The organism is Methylophaga frappieri, from assembly GCF_000260965.1.
Classification (GTDB): domain Bacteria; phylum Pseudomonadota; class Gammaproteobacteria; order Nitrosococcales; family Methylophagaceae; genus Methylophaga; species Methylophaga frappieri.
The window spans coordinates 2,566,618-2,591,885 of the sequence record NC_017856.1; the positions used below are offsets into that span (position 1 = coordinate 2,566,618).

General features: G+C 45.5%; 17 protein-coding genes. 14 read left to right on the forward strand and 3 right to left on the reverse strand.

The genetic code is table 11. The features are described 5' to 3' along the window. Positions 1 to 3: 3 nt before the first annotated feature. From Q7C_RS12325 to Q7C_RS12380, 12 genes are all read left to right on the forward strand, one after another. A complete protein-coding gene (locus Q7C_RS12325) occupies positions 4 to 1,422 on the forward strand; it encodes a hypothetical protein (RefSeq protein ID WP_014705114.1) in 1,419 nt (472 codons plus the stop codon). Then, on the forward strand, positions 1,409 to 3,415 hold the full coding sequence (locus Q7C_RS12330) for an SUMF1/EgtB/PvdO family nonheme iron enzyme (RefSeq protein ID WP_041366733.1): 2,007 nt from the start codon (positions 1,409 to 1,411) through the stop codon (positions 3,413 to 3,415). The genes Q7C_RS12325 and Q7C_RS12330 overlap by 14 nt, the downstream gene beginning before the upstream one ends. Beyond that, the gene (locus Q7C_RS13725) at positions 3,415 to 3,555 is read left to right on the forward strand and encodes a hypothetical protein (protein WP_014705116.1); all 141 of its coding nucleotides are present in this window, start codon (positions 3,415 to 3,417) and stop codon (positions 3,553 to 3,555) included. The genes Q7C_RS12330 and Q7C_RS13725 overlap by 1 nt, the downstream gene beginning before the upstream one ends. Further along, positions 3,556 to 4,317: a MotA/TolQ/ExbB proton channel family protein gene (locus tag Q7C_RS12335; protein WP_014705117.1), complete on the forward strand. Its 762-nt coding sequence runs from the start codon at positions 3,556 to 3,558 to the stop codon at positions 4,315 to 4,317. Positions 4,318 to 4,323: 6 nt separating this feature from the next. Further along, a complete protein-coding gene (locus tag Q7C_RS12340; protein ID WP_014705118.1) occupies positions 4,324 to 5,382 on the forward strand; it encodes a VWA domain-containing protein in 1,059 nt (352 codons plus the stop codon). After that, entirely contained in the window at positions 5,379 to 6,332 is a 954-nt protein-coding gene (locus tag Q7C_RS12345) for a hypothetical protein (RefSeq protein WP_014705119.1), read from the forward strand. Before Q7C_RS12340 ends, Q7C_RS12345 begins: the two co-directional genes overlap by 4 nt. Before the next feature lie 285 nt (positions 6,333 to 6,617). Next, a complete protein-coding gene (locus Q7C_RS12350) occupies positions 6,618 to 7,430 on the forward strand; it encodes a hypothetical protein (protein WP_014705120.1) in 813 nt (270 codons plus the stop codon). A 199-nt stretch (positions 7,431 to 7,629) separates the two neighbouring features. Continuing rightward, positions 7,630 to 9,867, forward strand: a complete 2,238-nt coding sequence (locus Q7C_RS12355) for a type I secretion system permease/ATPase (protein WP_274377663.1) — start codon at positions 7,630 to 7,632, stop codon at positions 9,865 to 9,867. Continuing rightward, positions 9,864 to 11,264, forward strand: a complete 1,401-nt coding sequence (locus Q7C_RS12360; RefSeq protein ID WP_014705122.1) for an HlyD family type I secretion periplasmic adaptor subunit — start codon at positions 9,864 to 9,866, stop codon at positions 11,262 to 11,264. The genes Q7C_RS12355 and Q7C_RS12360 overlap by 4 nt, the downstream gene beginning before the upstream one ends. 224 nt (positions 11,265 to 11,488) lie before the next feature. Beyond that, entirely contained in the window at positions 11,489 to 12,106 is a 618-nt protein-coding gene (locus tag Q7C_RS12370; RefSeq protein ID WP_041366735.1) for a hypothetical protein, read from the forward strand. Further along, a complete protein-coding gene (locus tag Q7C_RS12375; RefSeq protein WP_083839472.1) occupies positions 12,103 to 20,259 on the forward strand; it encodes a putative Ig domain-containing protein in 8,157 nt (2,718 codons plus the stop codon). The genes Q7C_RS12370 and Q7C_RS12375 overlap by 4 nt, the downstream gene beginning before the upstream one ends. Positions 20,260 to 20,603: 344 nt before the next feature. Next, entirely contained in the window at positions 20,604 to 22,043 is a 1,440-nt protein-coding gene (locus tag Q7C_RS12380; RefSeq protein WP_050954411.1) for a GGDEF domain-containing protein, read from the forward strand. 111 nt (positions 22,044 to 22,154) lie between these two features. Here the strand turns inward: Q7C_RS12380 and Q7C_RS12385 are convergent, their stop codons facing one another. Continuing rightward, entirely contained in the window at positions 22,155 to 22,898 is a 744-nt protein-coding gene (locus tag Q7C_RS12385; RefSeq protein WP_014705127.1) for a dienelactone hydrolase family protein, read from the reverse strand. 106 nt (positions 22,899 to 23,004) lie between these two features. Between Q7C_RS12385 and Q7C_RS13400 the strand changes: the two genes are divergently transcribed. Continuing rightward, the gene (locus Q7C_RS13400) at positions 23,005 to 23,430 is read left to right on the forward strand and encodes a VOC family protein (protein ID WP_014705128.1); all 426 of its coding nucleotides are present in this window, start codon (positions 23,005 to 23,007) and stop codon (positions 23,428 to 23,430) included. 61 nt (positions 23,431 to 23,491) lie between these two features. Here the strand turns inward: Q7C_RS13400 and ykgO are convergent, their stop codons facing one another. After that, on the reverse strand, positions 23,492 to 23,635 hold the full coding sequence (gene ykgO / locus Q7C_RS12395) for a type B 50S ribosomal protein L36 (RefSeq protein ID WP_014705129.1): 144 nt from the start codon (positions 23,633 to 23,635) through the stop codon (positions 23,492 to 23,494). Between the two features lie 18 nt (positions 23,636 to 23,653). After that, entirely contained in the window at positions 23,654 to 23,899 is a 246-nt protein-coding gene (locus Q7C_RS12400) for a type B 50S ribosomal protein L31 (protein ID WP_014705130.1), read from the reverse strand. Between the two features lie 173 nt (positions 23,900 to 24,072). On the opposite strand from Q7C_RS12400, the gene Q7C_RS12405 reads away from it, so the two are divergent. After that, entirely contained in the window at positions 24,073 to 25,239 is a 1,167-nt protein-coding gene (locus tag Q7C_RS12405; RefSeq protein ID WP_014705131.1) for an MFS transporter, read from the forward strand. Positions 25,240 to 25,268: the final 29 nt, after the last annotated feature.

Consider the following 25,268-nt stretch of genomic DNA (forward strand, 5'->3'; position numbering starts at 1 on the left):
ACGATGCACGACAAACTCGCTGCTGCGCGTCAGCAAAGACGCCGCCGATTACTGCAAACGGTCAGTATGATGCTGATACTGAGCATGGCCGGTATTGGCGCTATTTACTGGGCTGCACAACCTGACCCATCGACGCCGGCTGTATCTACGCAGCCGGACAATCTGACACCATCGCAAAACGCGCTGGCAAATGAGCAGGCACGCGCTGCTTATCTTGATGCTTACGCACAATTTGACTCGACTCTCAAGCCGCAGCTGAGCAACACGGATATAAAAGCCTGGCGACCAGATCTGGCCACGCAGCTGAGTGAATTGGAGTCACAGGCTGTCACACATTTTGCCGCCGGTGATTACCTGCAAGCACAGACCGGTCTCAGCCAGTTAGTCACCCTGGCAGAACAGACCATTGCTGAGGTGGAGACCGCATTTTCAACATCCATGATCACAGCGCAGAACGCCTTTGACAATAATGACTATCCGGTTGCCAAGCAGTCGATAAATACCGCTATGCTGTTGAATACATCAGATAAAGCCGCTCAAGACTTGGCTGAACGCATTGAACAGATACCCAAAATCACGGATTTGATTCGACAAATCAATGCGGCGCAGTCTCAACAAAATAAACAATTGGAACGCAGTCTCATTTCACAGCTACTTCAATTAACGCCAGAGCGCACGGTTTATCAGCAACGTGCGGCTGAACTTGAGACGCTAATTAAAACGGATCAGTTTAATGAACAAATCCGTCGTGCTTATCGTGCGCTTGAAGATGGACAAGTTGACACGGCGCAGTCAGCCTTAAAGGCAGCGAAACAGATTTATCCTGCCCGTGAGGAGGTCAAAAACGTACAGCAGGCGATTCAGCAATATCAACAAAAGCAACAGATAAGCACCTTGCAAAAGCAGATTGCAACGGCCCGGCGTACCGATGACTGGCAAGCCGTGTTAACGCATTTGCAGGCGTTAGAAACGCTTGTGCCGCAGGCGGCAAGTCATGCCGCAGAGATGGCAAAAGCGAGGCAAATAGTCAGCCTTGATAAAGCGTTCACCACGGCCTTGGCGGCCCCTTTTTCATTATCGGCAGAAACTGCCGCCAATCAGATGCGTTCTGCAATTACCAATGCGAAACAATATCGTGCTGACAGTGTCAGCCTTGCACAAAAAACCGATAAGGTTGCTGATTTGCTGACGGCGTTAAACCAGCCGGTCGCTGTGACGATTAACTCGGATAAGCAGACTTTTGTCAGTGTTCGCGGCGTTGGTAAAGTTGGGGAGGTCATCAGTAAAACCATTCAACTGAAACCCGGCCAGTACACGTTGGAAGGCAAAAGAGTCGGCTACAAATCTAAGTTAAAAACTATTGATGTGCCCTTGGATCATACCCCGGTTTCGCTTACCTTGATCTGTGATGAAGCCATTTAAACACGCGCTTGAAGCTGCGCAAAAAAGACACCGGCGTCGGTTAGTCTGGATGCTGGTGGCGTTACTGACGACCTCCGTGGTTATCGTAACCATACTAGGGATTTCCCGTGGCACCCGTATTGTCGTTCTCCCCGAAGCGGCTTTGCCAGCAAAGATAAGCATGACGGAAGGTGTAGGCATGGTGTTGTTTAATTCGGTTTATGCGCTAACGGACTCGCCCCGGATACGCGTCAGCGCCCTGCAATATCAGACATATGAACATCAATTATTGCCTGAACAGCAAGGCAAACGACTTCATATCACTTTAGAACCAAAGCCGGCTGAAGTACGTTTTAGCACCGATCCAGAGGAAAGCCTGACACGCTGGTACCTTAATAATGAATTTATTTCTGAGTCGGATACGCTGCAACAAAGCTTGTTACCCGGCGAATATGATTTAAAAATCGATCATCCTTACTACGAACAGATCAACAAAGCAGTTTCGTTGACAGCAGGGCAACATCGGCATGAGATCGTCGTATTGACGCCCATCACTGGCCAATTGCAGATTACCTCTACGCCGCCCGGTGCGGTGATTCATGTCGATAATCAAGTGATCGGTGAATCGCCTTTGACGCACCCCATTTCAGGTGGTGTTTACCAGATAACTCTCTCCAAATCGGGTTTTGATACGGTCACCGAAACGCTGGAAGTAACGCGCAATCATAAACAGGTATCGCGGGTATATCAGCTACCGGCTGCACAAACCACGGTGTCCCTGTCTTTGTCGCCTGGCGGTGGCAGCTTGACTGTAGATGACATTGTGCAGCCGGCGGCAAAAACCATTCAATTGGCCGCGGGACAAGCTCACCGGGTTGTGTATCAAAAAGCAGGCTATGTCACACAACAGCAAATTGTGACGCCACCGTTAGGTCAACCGTTAGCCTTGAATTTTGATTTGCAGGAAGCCCGAGGTCAGGTGCAAATCATGGCGACGCCCCAAGCGGCAGTATCCATTGACGGCAAACGCGTCGGGGAGACGCCACTGACATTAACACTGCAAACTGTGCCACAGCAGCTCAGTTTTCAACACCCAGGTTATCGCACAATCACACAAACCGTGACGCCGAGTCGTGATGTGACACGTCAGGTATCGGTTACGCTGATTCCAGAAGCGCAGGCCCAGCTTGCTGAATCGCCAAAACGTTATCAGCATCCTGCTGGGGGAGAGATGTTGTTGTTTCAGCCGAATACGGTATTCACGCTTGGTGCGGCACGAGACAGTCAAGGCCAGCGTGCCAATGAGTTTTTACATAAGGTGCATCTGAATAGGCCATTTTACGCCGGTGTAACGGAAGTCAGTATTGGCGAATATCAACAGTTTGATACCAGCAAAACCGGTAACAAAGCGGAACCGATAACGGCAATCAGCTGGCTGGATGCCGCACGGTTTTGTAATTGGCTCAGCGAACAGCAAGGGCTGCCACCCGTTTACCAATTTTCAAACCAAAAACTCATCGCAATTGACATAACAGCAAATGGCTACCGATTATTGACTGAAGCAGAGTGGGAGTGGCTGGCCAGATCAGCAAAGCGCCCGCAGCCAACCCGGTTTGCTTGGGGTGATAGCACCACGCTGCCAAAACACGCTGCGAATATTGCCGATGAGCAGGCCAAGACAGCAGTCGCTATGTACGTACCGCAATATGATGATGGTTATGCCGGCGTTGCACCAATCGGTCGTTTCTCTAAAGAGATCAGTGGATTACAAGATCAAGCTGGCAATGTCAGTGAATGGACGCATGATGTTTATCGTTTGACCCCGCCTGATTCAGAAACCATTTTTCCACAACAACTGGATAAGCGCTTACTGGCGGAACGTGTGGTAAAAGGAGCAAACTGGCAGTCAGGATCGCTGACAACCTTACGTGCAGCGTATCGAGAAGGCCTAAGCCAGCCGCGAAAGACAGTCGGCTTTCGTGTTGGTCGCTATCTGAATAAGGGAGAGCAATAATGCAACGCTTCAAAAAGCCAATACGCGCTGGTGTCTCGGCGCTGATCCTTTTTTTTGTCGGCGTGTTGTTGCACAGCGCCTATGCCGATAAGCCGGTGATAAGTCTGAACTCGCCGGTTTCCTTTCCGGTGGATATCTAAATGAATGAGATGTTGAAGAGTTTTGCGGCACTGGTGGTGGCCATTGTGATAGTGCATATGGTTTATTTGGGCTATATCCGACCGGAGGCCGCGCAATATATTGCTATCGGTCTCGAGCAGCAACAGTCATTACCGCGGAATTTTGTCGTCATTGTTAAAGGTTACGAACAGGAAATTTGTTTTATTCTGATGCTGTGGGGCTGTTACTTGATAGCCAGTGCCTATCGCCGCATTCTGAAAACGCAATATCTTTATAGCGTAGATCTGATTGAAACGACGGAGTCCAACGATAGTGCATTGGATGTGAATCAGATCATTGACCGGCTGGATACCGAAATTCCCAAAGAGGGATTGGCTTCACCATTGGTTCAGACCTTGCGGGCGGCACTATGGCGATATAGTGCGACGAATAATGTGCAAAACTTATCGGATGCTATCGAGAGTAATCTGGAAGCGCTTGCGGTGCGTCAGGATACGGAAAACACCATGATTCGCTATTTAATTTGGGCGATTCCGTCCATCGGCTTTATCGGGACAGTCCGAGGGATTGGTCAAGCGTTGTCTCAGGCTGATGAAGCACTGGCCGGTAATATTGCCGGCATGGTTGATAGCCTTGGTCTGGCATTTAACTCGACGCTGGTGGCGCTGTTAATCAGCATTTTTCTGATGTTTTTGTTTCACCAACTGCAACGTCTGCAAGATGGTCAAATAGTCGAAACGCAGCATTATTGCGATAAATATTTGTTAAGACGCATTCGCTGATTGGTCATGCTGCGACGTAAACGCACTGAAGGATTTAATCTGGCGTTTCTGGATATCATGGCCTGTGGCCTTGGCGCGGTGATTCTGGTGTTTATGTTAGTCAAACAAAATCTGGAATCGGCAGCTTCCGAAGTAGACCGCTTGCAAGCGGATATTGCTAGGCTTGAACAAACACAGCAGGAGGCGAATCAGACGTTGCGTCAAATCCGAGACGATTTCAGCCAACAAAAACAAGATCTTGAACAACAATCCTCAGCGCTGGCTGACAGACAGGCAGCGCTGAGCGCTCAGCGCAGTGCCATCAGCGACGCGGAGCAAGCACTGGCTAAACTGAAGTCGCGCATTACCGAAATTGAAATACCCGAGCAACAGGATTTAGTGTCATCAGATAACCTCAACGAAGAAAACTATCTGATGGGCCTTCAAGTGACGGGCAATAAAATCGGGATTCTGGTCGATATGAGCGCGTCCATGACCAATGAAAAGTTGATCGATATTATCCAGACCAAAAGTCGCACTAATCAGGACAAACAAAGCGCTGCCAAGTGGATACGTACTAAAAATACGGTGCGCTGGCTGCTGGCCAGACTGCCAGCAAACAGTGACATTGTCGTTGTGGCTTTTAGTGAGCAGGCACAGGTATTGGGCGGCCAGTCAATGCAACCGGCGAACGAGACAACTGTCGGTCAAATCCTGCAATCTTTAGACAAGGTGATTCCAGAGGGCGGCACCAACCTGCAAAAAGGCCTGAATACAATCAATGATTTTTCGCCAGATCATTTGTATGTAATTACAGATGGATTGCCCACACTGGGCGAATCTTCTTATCGCAGTTTAAATCCGTTTGCCCAGTGCCGGTCGCTGACAGGTAATGCCCAGACTATTTCTGGTCCGTGTCGGGTCAAACTTTTTCAACAAACCGTGCGAGAGAGTGGACAACGCAGTAACGAAGTTAATGTCGTGCTGTTACCCTTGGAAGGGGATCCGGATGCCGTCAATCAATATTGGGGTTGGGCTGCGGCAACAGGGGGCCTGTTAATCAGTCCCGCGGAAAACTGGCCATGAAATCGCGTAAAAAAACACTGGATATTTTCAGTTTATCGTTTCTGGATATCATTTCCTGCGGCTTTGGTGCTGTGGTGATGTTAATCCTGATAGCCAAACCGGATACCGCAATCTCCCAGGCGGGACAGAGCAATATCAGCGAGATGTTGGCAACCTTGGTAGGCCTTAAAAACACGGTCACCATAACGCAACAGCAAATTGAATCTGAACTTGCCAGTTTAGAGGCATTATCGGTTGAGCAGGCCGCCGCGCGTCAGGCACAAGCTGATCTGCAAAAACAACAGCAACAACTTGCTGCGGCTGATGCGGCATTAACTGACAATATAAGTGGCCTCAGTCTGGTCGAGTCACGTTTGCGCCAGGCGGCGTTGACAACACCACGTCAAAACACGCCGGAAGTGCGTTCAGAAGCCGTGGGTGGGATTCCGGTCGATAGTGACTATGTCGTTTTTATTATTGATACCTCTGGCAGTATGCAACGCATCTGGTCTCGGGTATCACGAGAAGTCGTCAATGTGTTGAATATTCATCCGGAAGTGAAAGGCTTTCAGATTCTGAACGACTTGGGAACGTCTATGATCTCCGGTTATGACGGCAAATGGATGTCAGACACGCCCGCAACGCGAAACAACGTGATTCGCATGTTTGACAAGTGGTCAGTGGTTTCCAACAGCAGCCCGGTCGAGGGGATCGAGACCGCATTACGAAAATATGCTAAACCCAACATTACGACCTCTATTTACGTTTTCGGTGATGACTATACCGGTGGCTCATTTGATAATGTGATTGCGCGAATTACCCAACAAAACCGGGTTCTTAGCAATGGGCAACGGTTGGCCCGCATTCATGGTGTTGGTTTTCTGTCGATGAGCAGTACCGAACGATACGGTATTTTGATGCGGGAGCTAACCAAGCAAAATGGTGGCACCTATTTGGCGCTGCCGCCTTAAAATAGTATCTCGGCAGCGATGGTGCAGGCAGCTAAACAGGAATTATAACATTCTTGTTTGGCGCGAATCTTGTTGTTGGCAGCGATATAAATCTGTGAAATTATTCACAAGATAGTGGCTTATCAGTCGTTGTATTCGGCCATTATCAGGCGTCATTAACCACGGGAAATGACGATCGCTAAATCTTTGCTGAGCAGACTATTTATTAGGGGATTAACAACAGACAACAGTCATGAAACGGTTTATTGAATGATTTAATAATTTCGTAACGATTAGGGGTTACAAATGAATGCCGTTAAAAAATCTATCGCCGTGATTTCGGTATTTACCATGCTCATGTTGACACATTCAGCGCTGGCATTAGAGCGTGATGATGCTGACATTATTGGCTTGAAGTTAGGCATGACTGTTGAGCAAGTCAAAAAGACAATTGCTGATTATGATAAGGACTTTGTGCTTCAGCCACCTATGCAGCGGGTTTATCAATACCGGGTCGCCAATAAAACTATCAAAACCGAACCATTTATCAGCTCTCTTTATGCGGTTGCCAAAGACAAGCAAAAAGGCAATGTTCAGATTTATTTTTCAATGCCGCCATCAGAACCTAGAGTGGTGGCAATTTCGCGTTCCCACAACAACTTTGTCCCGCCGATTACCCGTGAAAATTATAGCAACGCGCTAGTAGATAAATATGGGCAGCCGGTTGCTACACAAAACGATAAACAGGTGAATTCGGAAAGACAAATGCATTGGTTACAATGGCATATAGGGGATAAGCCACAGTGTTTACCTTACTTTTCAGGCGGCAGGCAAGTACAGGGGCCATTCGGCACTATTGGCATGAGTAGCATTGAAAAAGGGGAGGTGACGCAAGTCATTATGTCCCAAAAAACGGATGTGAATAACCTGGATTTAGACAACTGTGCTTCCGTGTTGACCTATCAGCTCGCTTACGACCCAGTCAATGCGGCGACCGGTATTTTAGTTGATGTGAGCGGCATCATAAAAAGCGAGCGTGAAGTAAATCAATGGATTGATTCTCTAGCGAAACAAGAAGAAGACAAGATCAACAGCTCAACGGCCAAGCCCAAGCTGTAATTTGGTAGAAATTCAATGACTTATTTGGTTGTGGTGTTGAGTGGTTTTTGCGTTTTCTCAGCGTTATTGAATACATAAAAATCAGGTTTTGTGATCTAATAAAAAGATGATAAGACCAAGGTGTTAGCCAGTTTGATATTTGATAGAAGTTAATGGATTATTACTGTCTGTCTCATTAAGTATTGTGCTACATTGAGATATCACTGCATGGAGCAAACAGAGTACTGGTATGGATACTGGTCTAAACACACTTGTCGCGATCGCGCGTTTTCATCAGCTGCCCGCAGAACCTGAACAGCTCGCTCACCAATATGGTGTGCCCGGCGAGGTATTTACTGACACCCAAATTCTGCAAGCCGCAAAAGCGTTAACCCTCAGAGCAAAAAAACTCAAACCGGTTACCAACGACATTGGCAATGGCATGCTGCCCGCGATTGCCAAGGCAAAAGATGGCAGTTATTTCATCCTTGCCCGTATTGCGAATAATGAAGAAGCTGAGCAGGCGAAAAAGTCAGGCGTACTGATTCAAGATCTTCGTGATGAAGCACCAAAAAGTCTGACCCTGGATGAGTTTACCGAAATCTGGTCTGGCGAACTGATTGCATTGACACGACGACAAGGCATCGGTGAAAGCCTGCAGCAAACGTTCGACATCTCCTGGTTTATTCCTTCTCTTATCAAATATCGTAAACTCTTCTCCGAAGTCCTCGTCGCCTCTTTCTTCCTCCAGCTCTTTGCTCTAGTCACCCCGCTGTTTTTCCAGGTCGTTATGGACAAGGTTCTGGTACACCGTGGTTTTACCACGCTGGATGTGCTGGCGGTTGGATTCTTCGTTGTCGTTGTCTTTGAGGCGCTGCTTGGCGGTATTCGCAATTATGTGTTCAGTCATACCACCAACCGGGTCGATGTTGAGTTAGGCTCACGCCTTTATACCCATCTGATGGCACTGCCGCTGTCTTATTTTGAATCAAGACAGGTAGGGCAGAATGTGGCTAGGGTTAGAGAACTGGATACTATCCGTAACTTTATTACCGGTACCGCACTGACATTGGTGATTGACCTGTTCTTTGTTTTCGTTTTCCTTGCGGTCATGTGGTACTACAGTCCGACATTGACCTGGATTGTACTGGCAACCATACCGTTCTATGTCATTCTCTCAATCTTTATCACGCCGATTTTAAGAAAACGGCTTGATGATAAGTTCAAGCACGGCGCTGAAAACACCGCCTTTCTCACAGAGTCTATAACAGGAATTGGCACGGTAAAATCCCTGGCGGTCGAACCCCAGATGAAACGCAAACTGGAAGACCACCTTTCCAACTATGTGCATGCCTCGTTTAAAAGCCAGAACCTCAATAATGTGGCTAACCAGATAGCTGGGTTAGTCAACAAACTCATGACGCTAGGCATTATCTGGTGGGGAGCGCATCTTGTAATTGATAACCAGCTCACAGTGGGGCAACTTGTGGCCTTTAATATGCTTGCCGGCAGAGTGAGTGGCCCCATCCTCAAGCTGGTTCAACTCTGGCAAGATTTCCAGCAGGCAGGTATCTCCATCAAACGGCTGGGCGATATACTTAATACGCCGAGAGAGCCAGGTTTTAACCCCAACCGTTCACGCCTGCCATCTTTGCAAGGCGCCTTCTCGATGGAGCATGTCCGGTTTCGCTACCGCCCGGATGGCCCGGTTATTCTTGATGACTTAAACCTACAAGTCAGGCCGGGGGAAGTGATTGGCCTTGTTGGCCGAAGCGGCAGTGGCAAAAGCACTATCACTAAATTAATACAGCGGCTCTATATTCCAGAGTCCGGCAAGGTCTTGATTGATGGTGTTGACCTGTCAGTGGTTGATACTGTCTGGCTTCGTAAACAAATTGGTGTCGTGCTACAAGAGAACTTCCTGTTCAATCGCAGCATTCGTGAGAATATTGCCTTAAGCGACCCATCCATTTCGATGGAACGTGTGATTGCGGCCTCAAAAATGGCCGGTGCTCATGAGTTCATTGTTGACTTGCCTGAAGGCTACGATAATTTGGTCGGCGAACAAGGCAGTAATTTATCGGGCGGTCAGCGCCAACGATTGGCCATCGCTCGCGCCTTAATCAATAATCCTCGTATCCTCATTTTTGATGAGGCGACCAGTGCGCTTGATTATGAGTCAGAGCGACTGATACAAGACAATATGGCGAAGATTTGTCAGGGCAGGACCGTGTTTATCATTGCTCATCGACTGACTGCGGTGCGTCAGTGCAATCGAATTATCGTGACGGAGAAAGGGCGTATCGTCGAGCAAGGCAATCATGAAGAGCTGATTGCCAAAAATGGCTACTACGCCAAACTACACAGTTATCAAAACCACACTCCGAATCTGCACCCTGTAACTCACAACGCTGCTCAAGCGACACCTGAGGGAAGTTTGGAAGGTGCACGACCATGAGGCCGTTTACCGTTTTCTGGGATGCCTGGAAAAATCGCCACACAATGGGGCAGGGCAGTAAAACACGCGAGCTTGCCGCCTTTTTACCGGCTGCACTGGAGATACAGGAAGCGCCACCCAATCCCCTTGCCAAATGGCTAGGCCGCAGCTTGATTATTTTATTCCTGATAGGAGTTGTCTGGGCTTGTGTCGGCGAAGTTAATATCGTCGCTAGTGCCGAAGGCAAGATTATTCCCAGCGCTAGAGTCAAACAAATCCAGCCACTGGAAAAGGCTGTGGTCAAAACCATTCTGGTCAGCGAAGGCGAAGAAGTTAGAAAAGGTCAGCCCTTGGTCGAGTTGGACAGCACGCTCACTTCAGCAGACGAAAAAAGGCTCACTTCTGAGCGCCACAGTATTCAGATGCAACTGGCGGTGAAACAAGCGCTGCTGACAGCGTTAAGCGCTAACAAAACTGTCCCCGCTGAACAAGTCAAACTGACCTTCTCGAAGAATAACGCTGAGCATGATACCAGCCTTTATCAGCAATTACTCTGGCAGCACTGGCAGGATTATCAAAGTCAGCAGCAGACCCTGCAAAATACCTTGAATAAAACCCGGTTTGAGCAGGCGGCCAGTAAAGAAATTATTAAAAAACTTCAGCAAACACTGCCCATCGTTACCAAGCGGGCTGAGGACTTGCAAAGCCTGCATCAGCAAAGCTTTGTGACTGAAACAGAGTACCTGGATCTGGAACAACAGCGCATCGAACAAACACAAGATCTGGCAGCGGAAAAGCATCGGCTACAGCAACTTGTTGCGGCCGAATCTGAAGTCAAGCATCAACTGCAAACACTCGCAGCTCAAACCAAGGCCAGAACATTACAAGAAATCACCGAATACCAACGTCAAATCGCCTCACTGGATGAGGAGCTCACCAAAGCGCAGGATTTAAATGCCAAACAAATCCTCTACGCGCCGGTATCAGGGCAAGTGCAGGAGCTTGCCATCAACACAGTGGGTGGTGTGGTAACCGAAGCCCAGCAGCTGATGCTGATTGTGCCTAATGCAGAGCAACTGGAAGTGGAAGTGTTTCTGGAGAACAAAGACATTGGTTTTATTGAAGAAGGCATGCCGGCAGAAATCAAAGTCCATACTTTCTCTTTCACTAAATACGGTGTGATTGATGCCAAAGTTACCACCGTCTCCGATGATGCCACCGTCGATGAAAAACAGGGCTTGATTTACCGAATGCAGTTACTGATGAGTAAAAACGCAATCATGGTTGATAGTCGTGAAGTGAAGTTAATGCCTGGTATGGCTGTGACAGCTGAGATGAAAACTGGGACTAGGCGGATTATTGAGTTCTTTTTGGCGCCATTGTTAAGACACGGTAATGAGAGCTTGAGGGAGCGGTGATTACAGATGAATATACAACCTACAAGAACCAAAAACACACCCGTCGTCAAGGCGCATTATTGTCTTCAATTTGGCGATTTTTTGCTGCCATATTTGCAGCTTAAAGAAATAATCAAGTTTTTCTCTCAAATCTTCCTATTCAGAAATTTGAAGCAGTGCGATAACTCAATACTTATCCAGAAAATGGATAAGTCAGCCTTATCTCTGAAAACAGGTATCTGAACATGCCATTACTTGTAGTCATTCTATTTCTAATTTTCTATATCTGGCTATCTAAAAAAGTAGTTCGGCGTGCCGTTAGTCAGTCCAAGAAACTTGGTGGTAATCATAAGCTTGCCGGCTGGATGGCTGGTATTCTTATGTACTCATTGATTCTTTGGGATTTTATTCCGACACATTTTATGCAGCAATATCACTGCGCTACAGATGCCGGCTTTACGGTTTATAAATCGATAGATCAGTGGAAACAGGAAAATCCGGGGGTAGCCGAAACTCTGACACCTATCGATAAACCTGATTGGATAAAAAACGATAATCTGACGCGAGTTCAGCTCAATCAGCGGTTTGCGTGGGAATTTGAAGACAGCATCCACCTTTTTAAAATTCACGAACGTGAACAACGTATTGTCGATATAAAAACAGGCGAAGTACTGGCACGCAATGTCGATTTTAATACTGGGGTAGGCAATCCATATGTTTCTGCTGACTCCATCAGAGATTACAAGTGGTGGATTAAGGTTGATTCATGCCCAAGATTTGGGAGCAAATCCAAATGGTTAGTGAATAATGATTCATTTATAGATTTTTATATGAAGTCTAAACATATCAAAGGAGTGAGATGATGACGGCCAACAACTTATTTCAACAGGCTTTACTAGCAGAAGCGGCTTACGCGGATTTTTGGAATCATGCTACTGAGCAATTGATTACAGATTCAAGTCTTATAGCGGCTGCTCTAACATTTGAAGGGTTTTCGCAAACCCAAGCCGAAGAATTCGTTGATGAATGGACGGTACGGGCTCACCAACCAAATACATTTTCTGGACTCTCTGTTACGGTCTTCGAGAATCTAAATGGTGACAAGGTATTAGCAGTTCGGGGAACCGATGACCCTTTTGATGTCATTACGGATCTCGGTATTCTCGAAGGGGTGACACCCGAGCAGACTACTCAGTATCAAGAGCTAAAAGACCTTGTTGATGGTTGGCTTGATGACGGTACGCTTGATTCAGGCTTCACGGTTAGTGGCCATTCTTTAGGAGGCTTTCTCGCAGGTGGTTTATTAGTTGATTATCCAGATGATATTAGTCATGCATACATTTACAACGCTCCAGGGGTAGGTGGGCTACTCGCAGAATTTGGAATACTCACTGGCCATTTGGACCCGAGTATTGATTTAAGTCTTATATCGAATGTAGTTGCAGCTTATGGGGTAGATGGTACGGCAGACTGGGGGATAAGTTGGGGGGAACAAATACCCATAAATATTGAAGGAGAAGACACGCAAATTTGGGGGAATCACGAGGTCAAAAGACTTACAGATGCCCTTGCTCTATATAGTTTATTCGAAACCCTCTCACCATCAATAGATAATAAATTCATAGCGGCTCTTTTACCAACAGGTTCAAATAACGGTGAATGGGATTTGGACGGACTGCTTAATTCTCTTGGTGTTCTTCTTGGTATCGGTCAGGAAAGCATTCTTAGTGATAGGGAAGCCTATTATCAGCGGTTTATAGAAATATCTGGTGGTATTTTTGTTGATCCAGACGCGGAAATCCCTGTATTAAAGTCAGAGTATGAAAACCTCCAGTTTGTAAACATTTTTAGTCTTGTAGACTCAGCCAATTTAGATAATGCCGATGGCTTTGCATATCGATATGCATTACAGCAATTAACACCATTTGCAATTACAGGTAATGAGGATCTATACGAACAACACAATCTAAGTGGCGAGTTAAACGCTGATAACTTTACCGAGAGTTATTTAGAAGATCGGAAATTGATGCTTAATGCCATTCTTCAGCGTAATACACTCAATAGTACCAACCCCGACAAAATAGATGGTGAGGCAATTCGTTTCGATGATGCAAAAATTGGGGAGGTCTTTGCTGGTGCGTATAGTTCTGGTCAAGGTGGATCAAACCCCCTTAATGGATCTGATGTAACCAACATTATCTTTGGTGATGAAAACAATAACAATGGAAGCAATACTTTACTTGGCAATCAACAGAATGACCGGATTTATGGTTTGTCAGGAAATGATGTTTTAGATGGTGGCGCCGGTGATGATTATCTTGAAGGTGGAACGGGTGTTGATACCTATATATATGACCAAAATGATGGTTTTGACACGATTTTCGATAAAGATGGGCTTGGCGTAATAAATTGGAAAGGCACTGTTCTTGACGGTAGCTACGATTTTGCAAATAACAACACATTCATAGATGAAACTCTTGGTGTTACTTATCAATTTGAGCCAGATCTTAATGGTCGGGGCACTTTGTACATTATTGATAATAACAGTCCGGGAAATGGCGGGATAAAAGTAATTGATTTCGTATCTGGTAATTTGGGGATCGTAATAGATACAGGTGAAATTACTGAGGAAACAGGTGGAATTTTAAACACTGGAACAGCCAGCAATGATGTTTTATATCCTGATGGATATGACCAAGGTTTCCCTCATGGATATGATCTTCAAGCAGATATAGCCGATCAAATATTTGGAATAGATGGTAACGATTTTATCGTTAGCGGTGGTGGTAATGACATAGTCTATGGCGGAGATGGTAACGACTGGATTTATGCTGGAATCGGAAACGATACTCTCTATGGTGAAGCAGGAGATGATTATATTTTCACCATGTCAGGTGATAACAAAGCCTATGGCGGAGATGGTAATGACATAATAATTAGTAACCATGCGGTGAAGTTTAATATTGACAATCTGCCTCTTCAACATGATGAGTGGTCAAGGTTATTTCATACATTCAGAGGTGCTTACGCAGGGATAACGACCACAGAGACTGGCCAGTTAAATATATTATTGAAGTGGACTGGTGCTGAATCTGGATTTATCGATGGCGATTATGAATACATTCCTGATCCGGCAGGTTACGACCTTGGCAATGTTGATATAAACGGTGATTCATACACTCTTTCTGCTACGTTTTCTTCATCTATAGATGAAGGGAAAAATGTCTTTTCTGGCGGTGCTGGGGATGACATTCTGATTGGAAATGATGGTGCTGATATTTTAACTGGTGGTATAGGAAGTGACAAATTAGCAGGGAATGGGGGAAATGACGCTCTCTTCGGTGAGGCTGATGATGACCTTTTAAAAGGTGCAGCTGGGGAAGACTTTTTGGATGGTGGAAGTGGGAATGATGAACTGTTCGGTGAACAAGGCAATGATAGAGTCTATGGTGGGGATGGAGATGATTTTATCTGGGGCGATAGTGACTATCTAGATGAAAATCTTCATGGCGATGATTACTTAGATGGTGGCGAAGGTAACGATCAGCTTGTAGGCGGGGCAGGTGATGACACTCTTGTAGGCGGCGCAGGAGAGGACACTCTGTTTGGACAGCAGGGTGCAGATATCTTACATGGTGATGCAGGTAAGGATGTGCTGGATGGTGGCGCTGGAGATGACATACTTCGTGGTGGCAGTGATGAGGATGACCTGTGGGGTGGTGATGGTAACGACAGACTTTATGGTGGCTCGGGAGCTGACTATCTAGAAGGTGAGGCAGGTGACGATCTTCTTGAGGGCGGAGCTGGGAATGACACGTTTTGGGGAGGAGATGGGGCTGACACCTTTGTGTTTGGTAATGGTGATGGAACCGACATCATCCGTGATACGGATGATGAAGATATCATTCAATTTAAAGCAGGTATTTCATTAGATTCCATCACTTCAACACAACAAAGCTCCACGAGTCAGTTTTTATTAATTGAGTATGGTGATGGAAATTCTCTTAGAGTCAAAAATGGTATAGAAAATCTAATTTCTGCATTTAAATTTAGTGATGGTACCAGCTTTGACTCAAACTCATTTTTAAAACAAACACTCAAAGAAGAAGTCATCACGACACTCAGTGAAGCAGCTATAAGTGCAAGTGGTGGAGATTACGATGACAATATTACAGGCAACTACCTGGATAACACGCTCATAGGTAATGGTGGCAATGATTTATTAAGAGGCGGCCAAGGCAGTGACACTTATATTTTTAATTTAAATGACGGCCAAGACTCTATTGAGGATAGCACTGGAAATAACCAGATTAATTTTGGAGAAGGTATAAGTCTTTCTAGCATCCAAGTTAGCAAGGTTGGCTATGATATTCGCCTTGATTTACTTAATGGTCAGGGGAGCTTGAGTGGGGATAGCATCACATTGATATCGGGTGCTTCATCACGGGCAATAAAAACTATAAATTTTCATGATGGCAGTTCCATCGAACTTGATGATCTTATAACTCCAGTAGTGACTCAACATGGTACCGAGTCAGATGACGTTATTACAGGCACTTATCTTAATGACACTATTTATGGGTATGGAGGTATTGATTATATCGAAGCTTCTCATGGTAATAATGTCATCTATGCAGGAGACGGTGATGACACAATTCACACAAACTTTGAGAATTTCGAATATGGAAATAACATTATTTACGGCGAAGGTGGTGACGACTACATCATAGCTGGCTATGGGAACGATTATATTAATGGCGGCATTGGTGATGACAACATCATTTCAGGATCTGGTGACGATGTAATTGAATTCAATTTAGGTGATGGAAAAGATTTCATCCAAGATAACTATGGTTTTGACCAGATTGTTTTTAGTAATGGCATAAACCAGTCCAATATAGTGTTATCACATTCGAAAAATTTAGCCACATATCGTACTGAGTTTATTAATGGAGGAGGAATCAGTATACAAGATGACATACTGATTACTATTCTCGATGATAATGGCCAAGTAACTGGTGACTCACTTCTTCTGAGAAATGCGTTTTCGTATGAAGATGATGCCATAGAGCAATTTACTTTTTCTGATGGAACAATCATTACTAAACAGGACTTATATGCGTTATTTTCTGATGAAAAACTGATTCACGGTGCAGAAAATAGTGATGTCATAAACGGTTCAGCTCAAACTGATTATATTTTTACGTTTGATGGGAATGATACGGTATATGGCGGTGATGGTGACGATTTCATTGATGTAGGCTTTGGTAATGACATCGCATATGGCGGTGCCGGTAACGATGTAATCGTGGCAACCCAAAGAGATACCCCACATAATGGATACAATATCATGTATGGCGGAAATGGTGATGATGTATTAGTTGGTGGCTCGGACGGTAGTGAATTACATGGTGATGCTGGTAATGACAACATTAACGGTGGTGGAGATAATGATTTTATTACTGGAGGAACTGGTGATGACATCATTAACTCTGGTTCTGGCGACGATACTGTTTTTTTCAATTTGGGAGACGGTAATGATAAATTAACAGATAGTTGGGGGTACGATAAGATCGTTTTCGGGCCAGGGATTTCATCTAGTAACTTATCTGTCGTACATTTAGATTACGACATAATTATAACTATACTAGACGGTAATGGCCATGAAAGCGGTGATAGTGTCACCATCTCTAACGGGTTGAAGTCAGGTGGTTTTGGCGGTCGTCACAAGATTGAAGTACTTGAGTTTTCTGATGGTACTATGCTCGATCCCGAGCAACTTCCAGCAGAAATATTAACAACACCAAGTTTGCAAAATCAAATACTAGATCAAGTTGTAAATCAAGATGATCTTTTGCAGTTCCCCTTACCACTGAATACTTTCAGCGATAGTAGTGGTGATACGCTTACTTATAGTATCCAGATGGCAGACGATAGCCCAATTCCTAATTGGTTAAATTTTGACCCAACAACACAATTTTTCTCAGGAACCCCTGAAAATGAAGATGTGGGCACTTATGAAATAACCGTTACCGCTACTGATGAGACAGGTTTAAGTGCAAGTGAGAACTTCTTATTAACAGTTAATAACGTAAATGATGCGCCTACGGTAAGTCATGAAATAACTAACCAGTATATTCATGAAGATGAAGCACTCATCTTTACAGTACCTTCTGAGACATTTACTGACATTGATATAGGCGATACTTTGACGCTCTATGCTCAACTGGCAGATGATACTGATTTACCCAGCTGGTTAGAGTTTGATAGCGCTACACAGACATTTATCGGCACACCGAGTAATGATGATGTCGGCACATATGATATCCAAATAACTGCATTAGACAATGAATGGGGATTTGTGAATACTGTATTCACTTTAACTGTTTCTAACACTAATGACGCACCTATTGTGAGTACTGAGATATTGAATCAAGTTGCTCAGAAAGGTAGCCAATTTACATATACTCTCCCCGAACATGCCTTCACCGACCCAGATATTGGTGACGTTATAACACTTCAAGCGACTGTACCTGGAGAGGGGGCTTTACCAGATTGGCTTATATTTGACCCTGTAACTGCTACATTCTCTGGAACACCAGTTTACACTGATGTTGGGGATATTAATGTTCAAGTAACAGCCACTGACATCATCGGTGAAAGTACCAGTCAATCATTTGTGATTACGGTTCAGAATACAAACACTGCCCCCACAGTTTCGGCTGAGATTATTGATCAATTAGTAACTGAAGGGGATGTATTTAATTTTGCTCTACCGGCAGCCAGTTTCTCGGATGAAGATGTCGGTGATAGTCTAACTTATACAGTGAGCCTCGCTGATGATACTCCACTCCCAGCATGGTTAAGTTTTGATCCTGATACCCAGACTTTTTCTGGCACCCCGTCTAATGGTGATGCTGGCGTTTATAACGTCAAAGTAGTTGCTACAGACTCTTCAGGGGCTTCGGTGAGTGACATATTTGATTTGATTGTGGAGTCATATACTTCCCCACCCGCCGGTAATGAAGTCATCGGGACTTCATCTGATGAGCAGTTGTTGGGGTCGAACGAGGCTGATCTGATCAAAGGTCTGCAAGGAAATGATGATTTATATGGATTTGCCGGTAATGACCAGCTCGAAGGTGGCAGCGGTGATGACTGGCTTGCCGGCGGAAATGGTTCCGGCTCAGGTTCCGGAGATGACACCCTATTGGGTGGTGATGGCAACGACACGCTCTTTGGTGAAGACGGCGATGACACCATGGATGGCGGTGATGGTAACGACCATTATTACTACTATTCCGGCGGTGGTCAGGACGTGGTTACGGATGCGGGAGATGGTCAGGACATATTGTTCTTCAATAATGTGGAACCAGGACGTCTGAGTTACCACCAAGATGGTGATGACTTGATAGTCCTGGTTGATGCTGACCTTGAGCAGCAGGTGCGTGTTATCAACCATTTCCTAGGTGGCAACCATGCCATCATGGTGCAGCCTAATGGCGGTTATACCCAAACACCGACGGATATCGCCAATCAGCTTACTGATTTACCTGCGGGCAATGGAGGTGGTGAAGACCCCCAAGAAGATCCCGAAGAGCCAAGTGGCACTTCTGGTGGAAGTCTAAATCTGGACTTTACGGGTGATGATGTGTTGGTCGGTACCGCGTTAAATGAGGTGATTGCCTCTGGCGCAGGTAATGATGAACTTCAAGGTCTTGATGGCAATGACCGGCTGATTGGTGGTGAAGGCAATGATACCTATGTGATTCATGCCGGAGAGGGCCACGATGTCATCGTCGATACGAATGGCACTAATATCATTCACTTCTCAGGCGGCCTGACTTTCAATGATGTGGCCAGCGGCCTGATGAAATCAGGAAATGACTTGATTCTTAACATCAGCGCCAGTGATACTGTGCGTGTCGCGCAGTTTTTCTCACATGCCAACACCATTGAAAAGATAATCTTTGATAATGGAAGTGAATTGCCAGCCAGACAACTGTACTCTGCATTTGGCCAATCTGAGCCAACAGCGGTTGCCATCACTGGTGAGCTGGTTCTCGGTGATGGTAGAGACAATAGTATTTCCGGTACGGCAGATAATGATGTCCTGTTGGCTGGCCGGGGAGAAGATACCCTGCAAGGACTCGCCGGCGATGATCAACTGATTGGCGGGGCGGGTGATGATACCTATGTATTTGGTACCGGTAACGGCCAGGATACGGTCATTGACACCGATGGCGTGAATGTCATCAGCTTTGTGGACGGTATCGGCTTCAATGATGTGGCCAGTGGTTTGATGCGTTCCGGAGATGACCTTATCTTGAACGTAGGCGGTTCAGGCGACAGCGTGAGGGTCAGTCAGTTCTTTACTATTGCCAATACGATTGACAGGATTGAGTTTGAAAATGGCAGTCAGATAACTGCCAGCCAACTCTATGGGGCCTTCGGTGTTTCAGCGCCTACAGCAGAGCTGGTTACTGAAGACGCCTTGAGTCATGTTATAGGCGGTAGTGAAAATGCCGACACCTTAACAGGCTCGGACGCCAATGACATGATTTCTGGCTATGGCGGCGATGATCTCATCTCAGGTGGCTTGGGTAATGACACGCTCGATGGCGGGGGTGGAAACGACAGATTCCTGTTCGGCTTGGGTGATGGCGATGATACGATCATCCAGCAAGACGCCAATACAGCAAACCTATTCGAAGATGTGCTCGCCTTTGATAGTGGCATCACACATGATGAACTCTGGTTCAGCAGACAAGGTGATGATCTTCAAATCAATATTGAAGGTACTGATGATCAGGTGACTATTACAGACTGGTATAGCAGCAGTGACAATCAGTTAGACAAGTTTGAAACGGACTCGATGGGGTTGATGAATCAGCAACTGGACCAGCTTGTCTCAGCTATGGCTAACTATGATGTACCAAAAGGCGCCGGAAATTTTATCCCTCAGGATGTGAAGGATAATCTGCAACCTGTGCTTGCGAGTAGCTGGACGAGCTGATACCGGCTGATTGGTTCTTGCAAAAACAAGCCCTCACGCACCCATGCTTGAGGGCTTGTTTGCTTTAGCGTTATCGTTATAAAAGAGTCAGTGCTAATAGTAATGCCAGTTGAATACGCGGAACAAGCCGCATTAAATTGGCAAATCCTTGTCAAGAAATTGCTTATAATTAGTGAAAAATAACTGAGCCTATCGTTTCTGCACAATATCAATGGCGGGTTAATCTTTTATTTTTTTAATAAAGAATCGCTTTAGCGGACTTTTTGTGTCTAATAAAGCCTTGAATGCGCAAAATTTGTGTTACATGAACCTGAAAACGAAATGGATGATCCGGATATCCTGTCATGACAGAGACAATCATGAAGCATGTTGATGTAACAGATTTTCGTTTGACACCAGGTCAAATTCTGCTCAACGCCACAGTGGTTGGTGTCATTATCTTTTTATGCTCCATGCTTGGTATTTGGACGCGTCCGTCTGGATTATTGGCGGCATTTTGGCCCGCTAACGCTGTTCTTTTGGGGCTTTTTGTTCGTCTGCCCAAACTCGCTCATCCCTTGGGGTGGGGAGCTGCTTTTCTGGGATATTTAACGGCAGATCTCATAACAGGCATGAACTGGGAACTGAGCGTTTTTCTGACGGCAGGTAATTTTGCCGGTGTTGCAATGGGCGTTTTCTTGTTCAAGCAGTTGGCTGAAAAACACCGCTTATTGAAACAGCCTTTATCCATTATCTATCTGATTCTGGTCACACTGGCGGCATCAGTAGCTGCTGGCATTGTCGGCATGGCAGGTTTTCCTTATTTTTTCGATGGCCTTGCTAAAGACGGATTTATATATTGGTTTGCCACTGAATGGGCAAATTATCTCGCTATTTTACCGGTTATGCTCACGTTGCCTCGGCTGAGATTGGGTTTAATCAGATTACGTCGCAAACAGGACTGCCATTTAATCAATTTGCATCAGGGCTTGGCATTATTAGCATTAATATTAGGCATGGGACTAGGCGTCGTTATTGGTGGACCCGGCGCACTGGCGTTTTTGGTCCCGGGTTTGTTGTGGTGCGCGCTGACTTATCGTTTATTTACAACGGCGTTGGTTATCTTGTGTTCCAATATTTGGGTGATGCTGACGATATCGACAGGACTATTGGATCTCGGGGTAAATGTCCGCGATTTTTTAATTCTGGAATCGTTTCGAATGGGGTTAGCCCTGCAGTCATTAGCACCGCTGGCTGTTGCCAGCGTGATGAATGCACGGAACGAACTGGTTGAGCAATTACGTCATTTGGCGACGCATGATTCACTTACGCATATATTAAATCGTCCAGGTTTGTACGAAAAAATGCAGCCAGAGTTACTCTCTAAAAAACCCTATGCGTTGCTAATGTGTGACATTGACCACTTTAAATTGGTCAATGATCAATATGGTCATGCTTGCGGTGATCTGGTTTTAGCTGAGTTTGCCAAGCGAACGTCAGCTTGCTTACGTGAAAGTGATATTTTTGCCCGAGTCGGCGGGGAAGAATTTTGTATTCTGTTGACCGACTGTAGCCATCATATTGCAAGTGACATTGCTGATCGGATTTGCCAAGCTTGCTCTAATAGTCCTTTTCAATTGAATGAAAGTATTCAGATTGATGTCACGGTAAGTATTGGCTTGGTTTATTTTGATGAGCAACAATCCTTCTCAATTGAAGCCATTCTGAGTTTGGCTGATGAGGCACTTTATGATGCAAAAGAGTCAGGTCGTAATTGTGTTGTGATGAATCTCGCATCGGCATGATGTCTGTCAACGCCAAGATTAAGATTTTGAGATGTTAATTTGTGTTGCTTTGCTGACATCAATAAAAAAAGCCCTCGAAAGAGGGCTTTTTGACGTGGTTCATTCGGTGGATTAGCGTAACCGGCGGCTGAATAGATTGAGTGCCAGTTGATAACCAATCATGGCTGTTTGTGCATCATAACGGCCCCCATCACCTTCATCACGCATAAAGGCATGCTCAGCGTTAAACTCGTGCCAGGTGAATGTAATATCAGTTTGATTTAACAATTGGTGAATCTTGTCCAGACCTTCACGCGGGACATGATTATCTTGTTTACCCCAGATCATCAACAGTTCGCCTTGAATATCAGCTAGACGATCCATACTGTGCTGGCCAGGCTGATTCGGTATCTTTTGAATATGTAAATCCGTGGCATAAAAACATGCCGTGCCTTTTACTTCGGGTTGCAAGGCAGCACGAAAGGCGAGGTGACCGCCAATGCAATAACCCATGGCGCCGATATGGCCATTTGACCAAGGTTGCTTAACTACCCAGTCAATCATGGCGCGGTTATCGCTATCATAACCCTGCACATCTTTGGCTTCTTTATCCGCATTGCCTTTATCCCGGCCGGCATCGTCATAACCCAATACGGTGCCGATTGGATTCAGTTCATGGAACACTTCTGGTACCAGTACGGCATACCCATGACTTGCCATTAAACGGGCTGCACGTTCAATCGGACCGGTTTGCTGAAAAATTTCAGAATAAAACAAAATGACCGGAAACGCCCCATCGTCAACAGGTCGATGAATATAGGTACGCATGATGCCGGTTGGCGTTTCAAGATCAACAAAATGGCTCTGAATTTTCATGATAAATAGGCTTGTTTTCCAGAATAATGTAGGGTAGTCATTGTACACAGGCTGCAACGGGATAGCAGCACATCACTATCGTTTTAATGCGCTAAAGGAGGCGATTATGCCTGCCAAAGGAATACATCATATTGGCCTGACAGTGAATAATTGGGCCGTTTCAGCACCTTTTTATAAAACACTGGCGGCGGCCCTCGGTGCCAGTCCTTTTATCGAAAATGAAGGTGCACCGCATCGGCGAGAAAATGGCAACGTCATTATCTTTGCTGGCCCGGATTTTATGTTTTCAGTTTGGGAAGCTTTTGAAGAAAACAAATCAAACCAATTTAAAGACTATAACGTTGGATTGCATCATTTTGCCTTTAATGCGGTATCACGAGAGGCTGTTAACGAACTCTACGAACAAATGAAAGCGATTGGTGCAGAGATTGTAGATGCGCCGCAAGAATATGATTATGTGCCCGGTTATTACGCTGTATTTTTTCGTGATCCAGATGGCTTGAGAATTGAGTATGCCTATGTGCCAGGCTGACAAAAACGGCGTTATTAAACTAGCCTGACCAAGCAAAAAAGATTGCTTCGCCGGCTTGCCATTAGCCCCGTTTTTTTACCCGACCTTGGCGTGCTTTAAAACGGGGATTACTTTTACAAATAACATAGAGCCGACCACGACGCTTGACCACCTGGCAGTCACGATGACGTTTTTTGGCTGTTTTTAATGAATTGAGAACCTGCATTTTTACTCCTGATTTGGCTTAAGCTTTACCGTAGCGTTGTTTAAATTGTGCCACCCGACCTTCGGATTTGTTTTGTTGCTGCTGGCCGGTATAAACCGGATGTGAGGCACTGGAAATATCCAGATTAATCAGCGGATAGGTTTTACCGTCTTGCCAAACAATCGTTTCAGTCGATGTACACGTGGAACGAATGCGAAAGGTTTCGCCACAGCTGACATCGCGAAATACCACGTAATCGTAATCTGGGTGGATATCTTTTCTCATAACTTTCCTCATAAATGATATGGTGTATCGTATCTAAATAAGATTAAAACGCATTCTCAACAAGAAGTAAAGTGCGTCGATGGTTTTACAATAAAAACGCCATATTTTTGGGCAGGCTTTGTGTTAAATTAAGCGGTTTTTTCCGCTTACCCCGCAGGATCAAGCCAACAAATATGACAGCCTATTCTCCTTACAAATTACACTGGGTGATTTTTGCTTTAGCAATCGGTAGTTTTTGTATCGGCACAACTGAATTTGTCGCAATGGGGCTGGTTCAGGAAATTGCTTCAGATCTGATGGTATCGATTCCATCAGCAGGACATTTTATTACCGCTTATGCCTTAGGCGTAACCGTTGGCGCGCCTGTTCTGGCAATTTTGGGTGCTAAATTGCCACGTAAAAGCATGTTGATTGGTCTGATGATATTTTATGGGCTCACAAATGCATTTACGGCGCTGGCGACAACGCCTGAGTCAATGTTAATCAGTCGATTTGTCGCTGGTTTACCGCATGGTGCTTACTTTGGTATTGCTTCACTGGTTGCCGCCGATCTGGCCGGTCAACATCGACGCGCGACTGCCATTGCACGCGTCATGATGGGCTTAACGTTAGCAAACGTTATTGGGGTACCATTCGCCACTTGGTTAGGCCAAACATTTGGTTGGCGGGCAGGGTTTGAGTTTTCAGCGATGATTGCACTACTGACTATCTTGGCGATCAGTTTTTTTGTTCCGAAAATAAAGCCATCAGCGACATCAAGTATGCGTGCAGAAATAGCCGGATTTAAAAATATTAATATGTGGTTGACGCTTGCGATTGGTGCCATCGGATTCGGGGGAATGTTTTCGGTATATAGCTACGCCTCACCAATACTCACAGAATATACAGGGGCGAGTATTAAGGTGGTGCCTTTGGCTTTGGCGATTTTTGGTACGGGCATGGTGATCGGTGGCTTAGTTGCAGGGTGGTTAGCCGATAAACATTTGAACAGAACGATTCTGGCCGTTCTCAGCAGTTCAGCGGTTGCCTTTATCATTGCAGCATTCAGTATGACGCAGTTATACAGCGCGATGACGGCCTTGTTTCTCATTGGTTTTACGGTAACAGGGCTCGCGGGTGTCTTACAGATACGATTGATTGATGTGGCTGGTGATTCACAGGCGTTGGCTGCATCGCTAAACCATTCGGCCTTTAATGTTGCCAATGCTTTAGGTGCTTTTTTAGGTGGTTTTGTTATCAGTCATCAATTGGGATGGATTGCGCCGATTTGGGTGGGGCTAGCCCTCAGTTTATCGGGGTTGCTCTTGTTCAAGTTAGCTTTAACAGTTGAAGTGCGGTGAGCATTATTTTTTCAATAAGTTATTACGCG

Excerpts from the sequence above, each read along its gene's own strand:
- Q7C_RS12325 (WP_014705114.1), top strand. The coding sequence starts at position 4 with ATGCACGACAAACTCGCTGCTGCGCGTCAGCAAAGACGCCGCCGATTA.
- Q7C_RS12330 (WP_041366733.1), top strand. The coding sequence starts at position 1,409 with ATGAAGCCATTTAAACACGCGCTTGAAGCTGCGCAAAAAAGACACCGG.
- Q7C_RS13725 (WP_014705116.1), top strand. The coding sequence starts at position 3,415 with ATGCAACGCTTCAAAAAGCCAATACGCGCTGGTGTCTCGGCGCTGATC.
- Q7C_RS12335 (WP_014705117.1), top strand. The coding sequence starts at position 3,556 with ATGAATGAGATGTTGAAGAGTTTTGCGGCACTGGTGGTGGCCATTGTG.
- Q7C_RS12340 (WP_014705118.1), top strand. The coding sequence starts at position 4,324 with ATGCTGCGACGTAAACGCACTGAAGGATTTAATCTGGCGTTTCTGGAT.
- Q7C_RS12345 (WP_014705119.1), top strand. The coding sequence starts at position 5,379 with ATGAAATCGCGTAAAAAAACACTGGATATTTTCAGTTTATCGTTTCTG.
- Q7C_RS12350 (WP_014705120.1), top strand. The coding sequence starts at position 6,618 with ATGAATGCCGTTAAAAAATCTATCGCCGTGATTTCGGTATTTACCATG.
- Q7C_RS12360 (WP_014705122.1), top strand. The coding sequence starts at position 9,864 with ATGAGGCCGTTTACCGTTTTCTGGGATGCCTGGAAAAATCGCCACACA.
- Q7C_RS12370 (WP_041366735.1), top strand. The coding sequence starts at position 11,489 with ATGCCATTACTTGTAGTCATTCTATTTCTAATTTTCTATATCTGGCTA.
- Q7C_RS12375 (WP_083839472.1), top strand. The coding sequence starts at position 12,103 with ATGATGACGGCCAACAACTTATTTCAACAGGCTTTACTAGCAGAAGCG.
- Q7C_RS12380 (WP_050954411.1), top strand. The coding sequence starts at position 20,604 with ATGACAGAGACAATCATGAAGCATGTTGATGTAACAGATTTTCGTTTG.
- Q7C_RS12385 (WP_014705127.1), bottom strand. The coding sequence starts at position 22,898 with ATGAAAATTCAGAGCCATTTTGTTGATCTTGAAACGCCAACCGGCATC.
- Q7C_RS13400 (WP_014705128.1), top strand. The coding sequence starts at position 23,005 with ATGCCTGCCAAAGGAATACATCATATTGGCCTGACAGTGAATAATTGG.
- ykgO (WP_014705129.1), bottom strand. The coding sequence starts at position 23,635 with ATGCAGGTTCTCAATTCATTAAAAACAGCCAAAAAACGTCATCGTGAC.
- Q7C_RS12400 (WP_014705130.1), bottom strand. The coding sequence starts at position 23,899 with ATGAGAAAAGATATCCACCCAGATTACGATTACGTGGTATTTCGCGAT.
- Q7C_RS12405 (WP_014705131.1), top strand. The coding sequence starts at position 24,073 with ATGACAGCCTATTCTCCTTACAAATTACACTGGGTGATTTTTGCTTTA.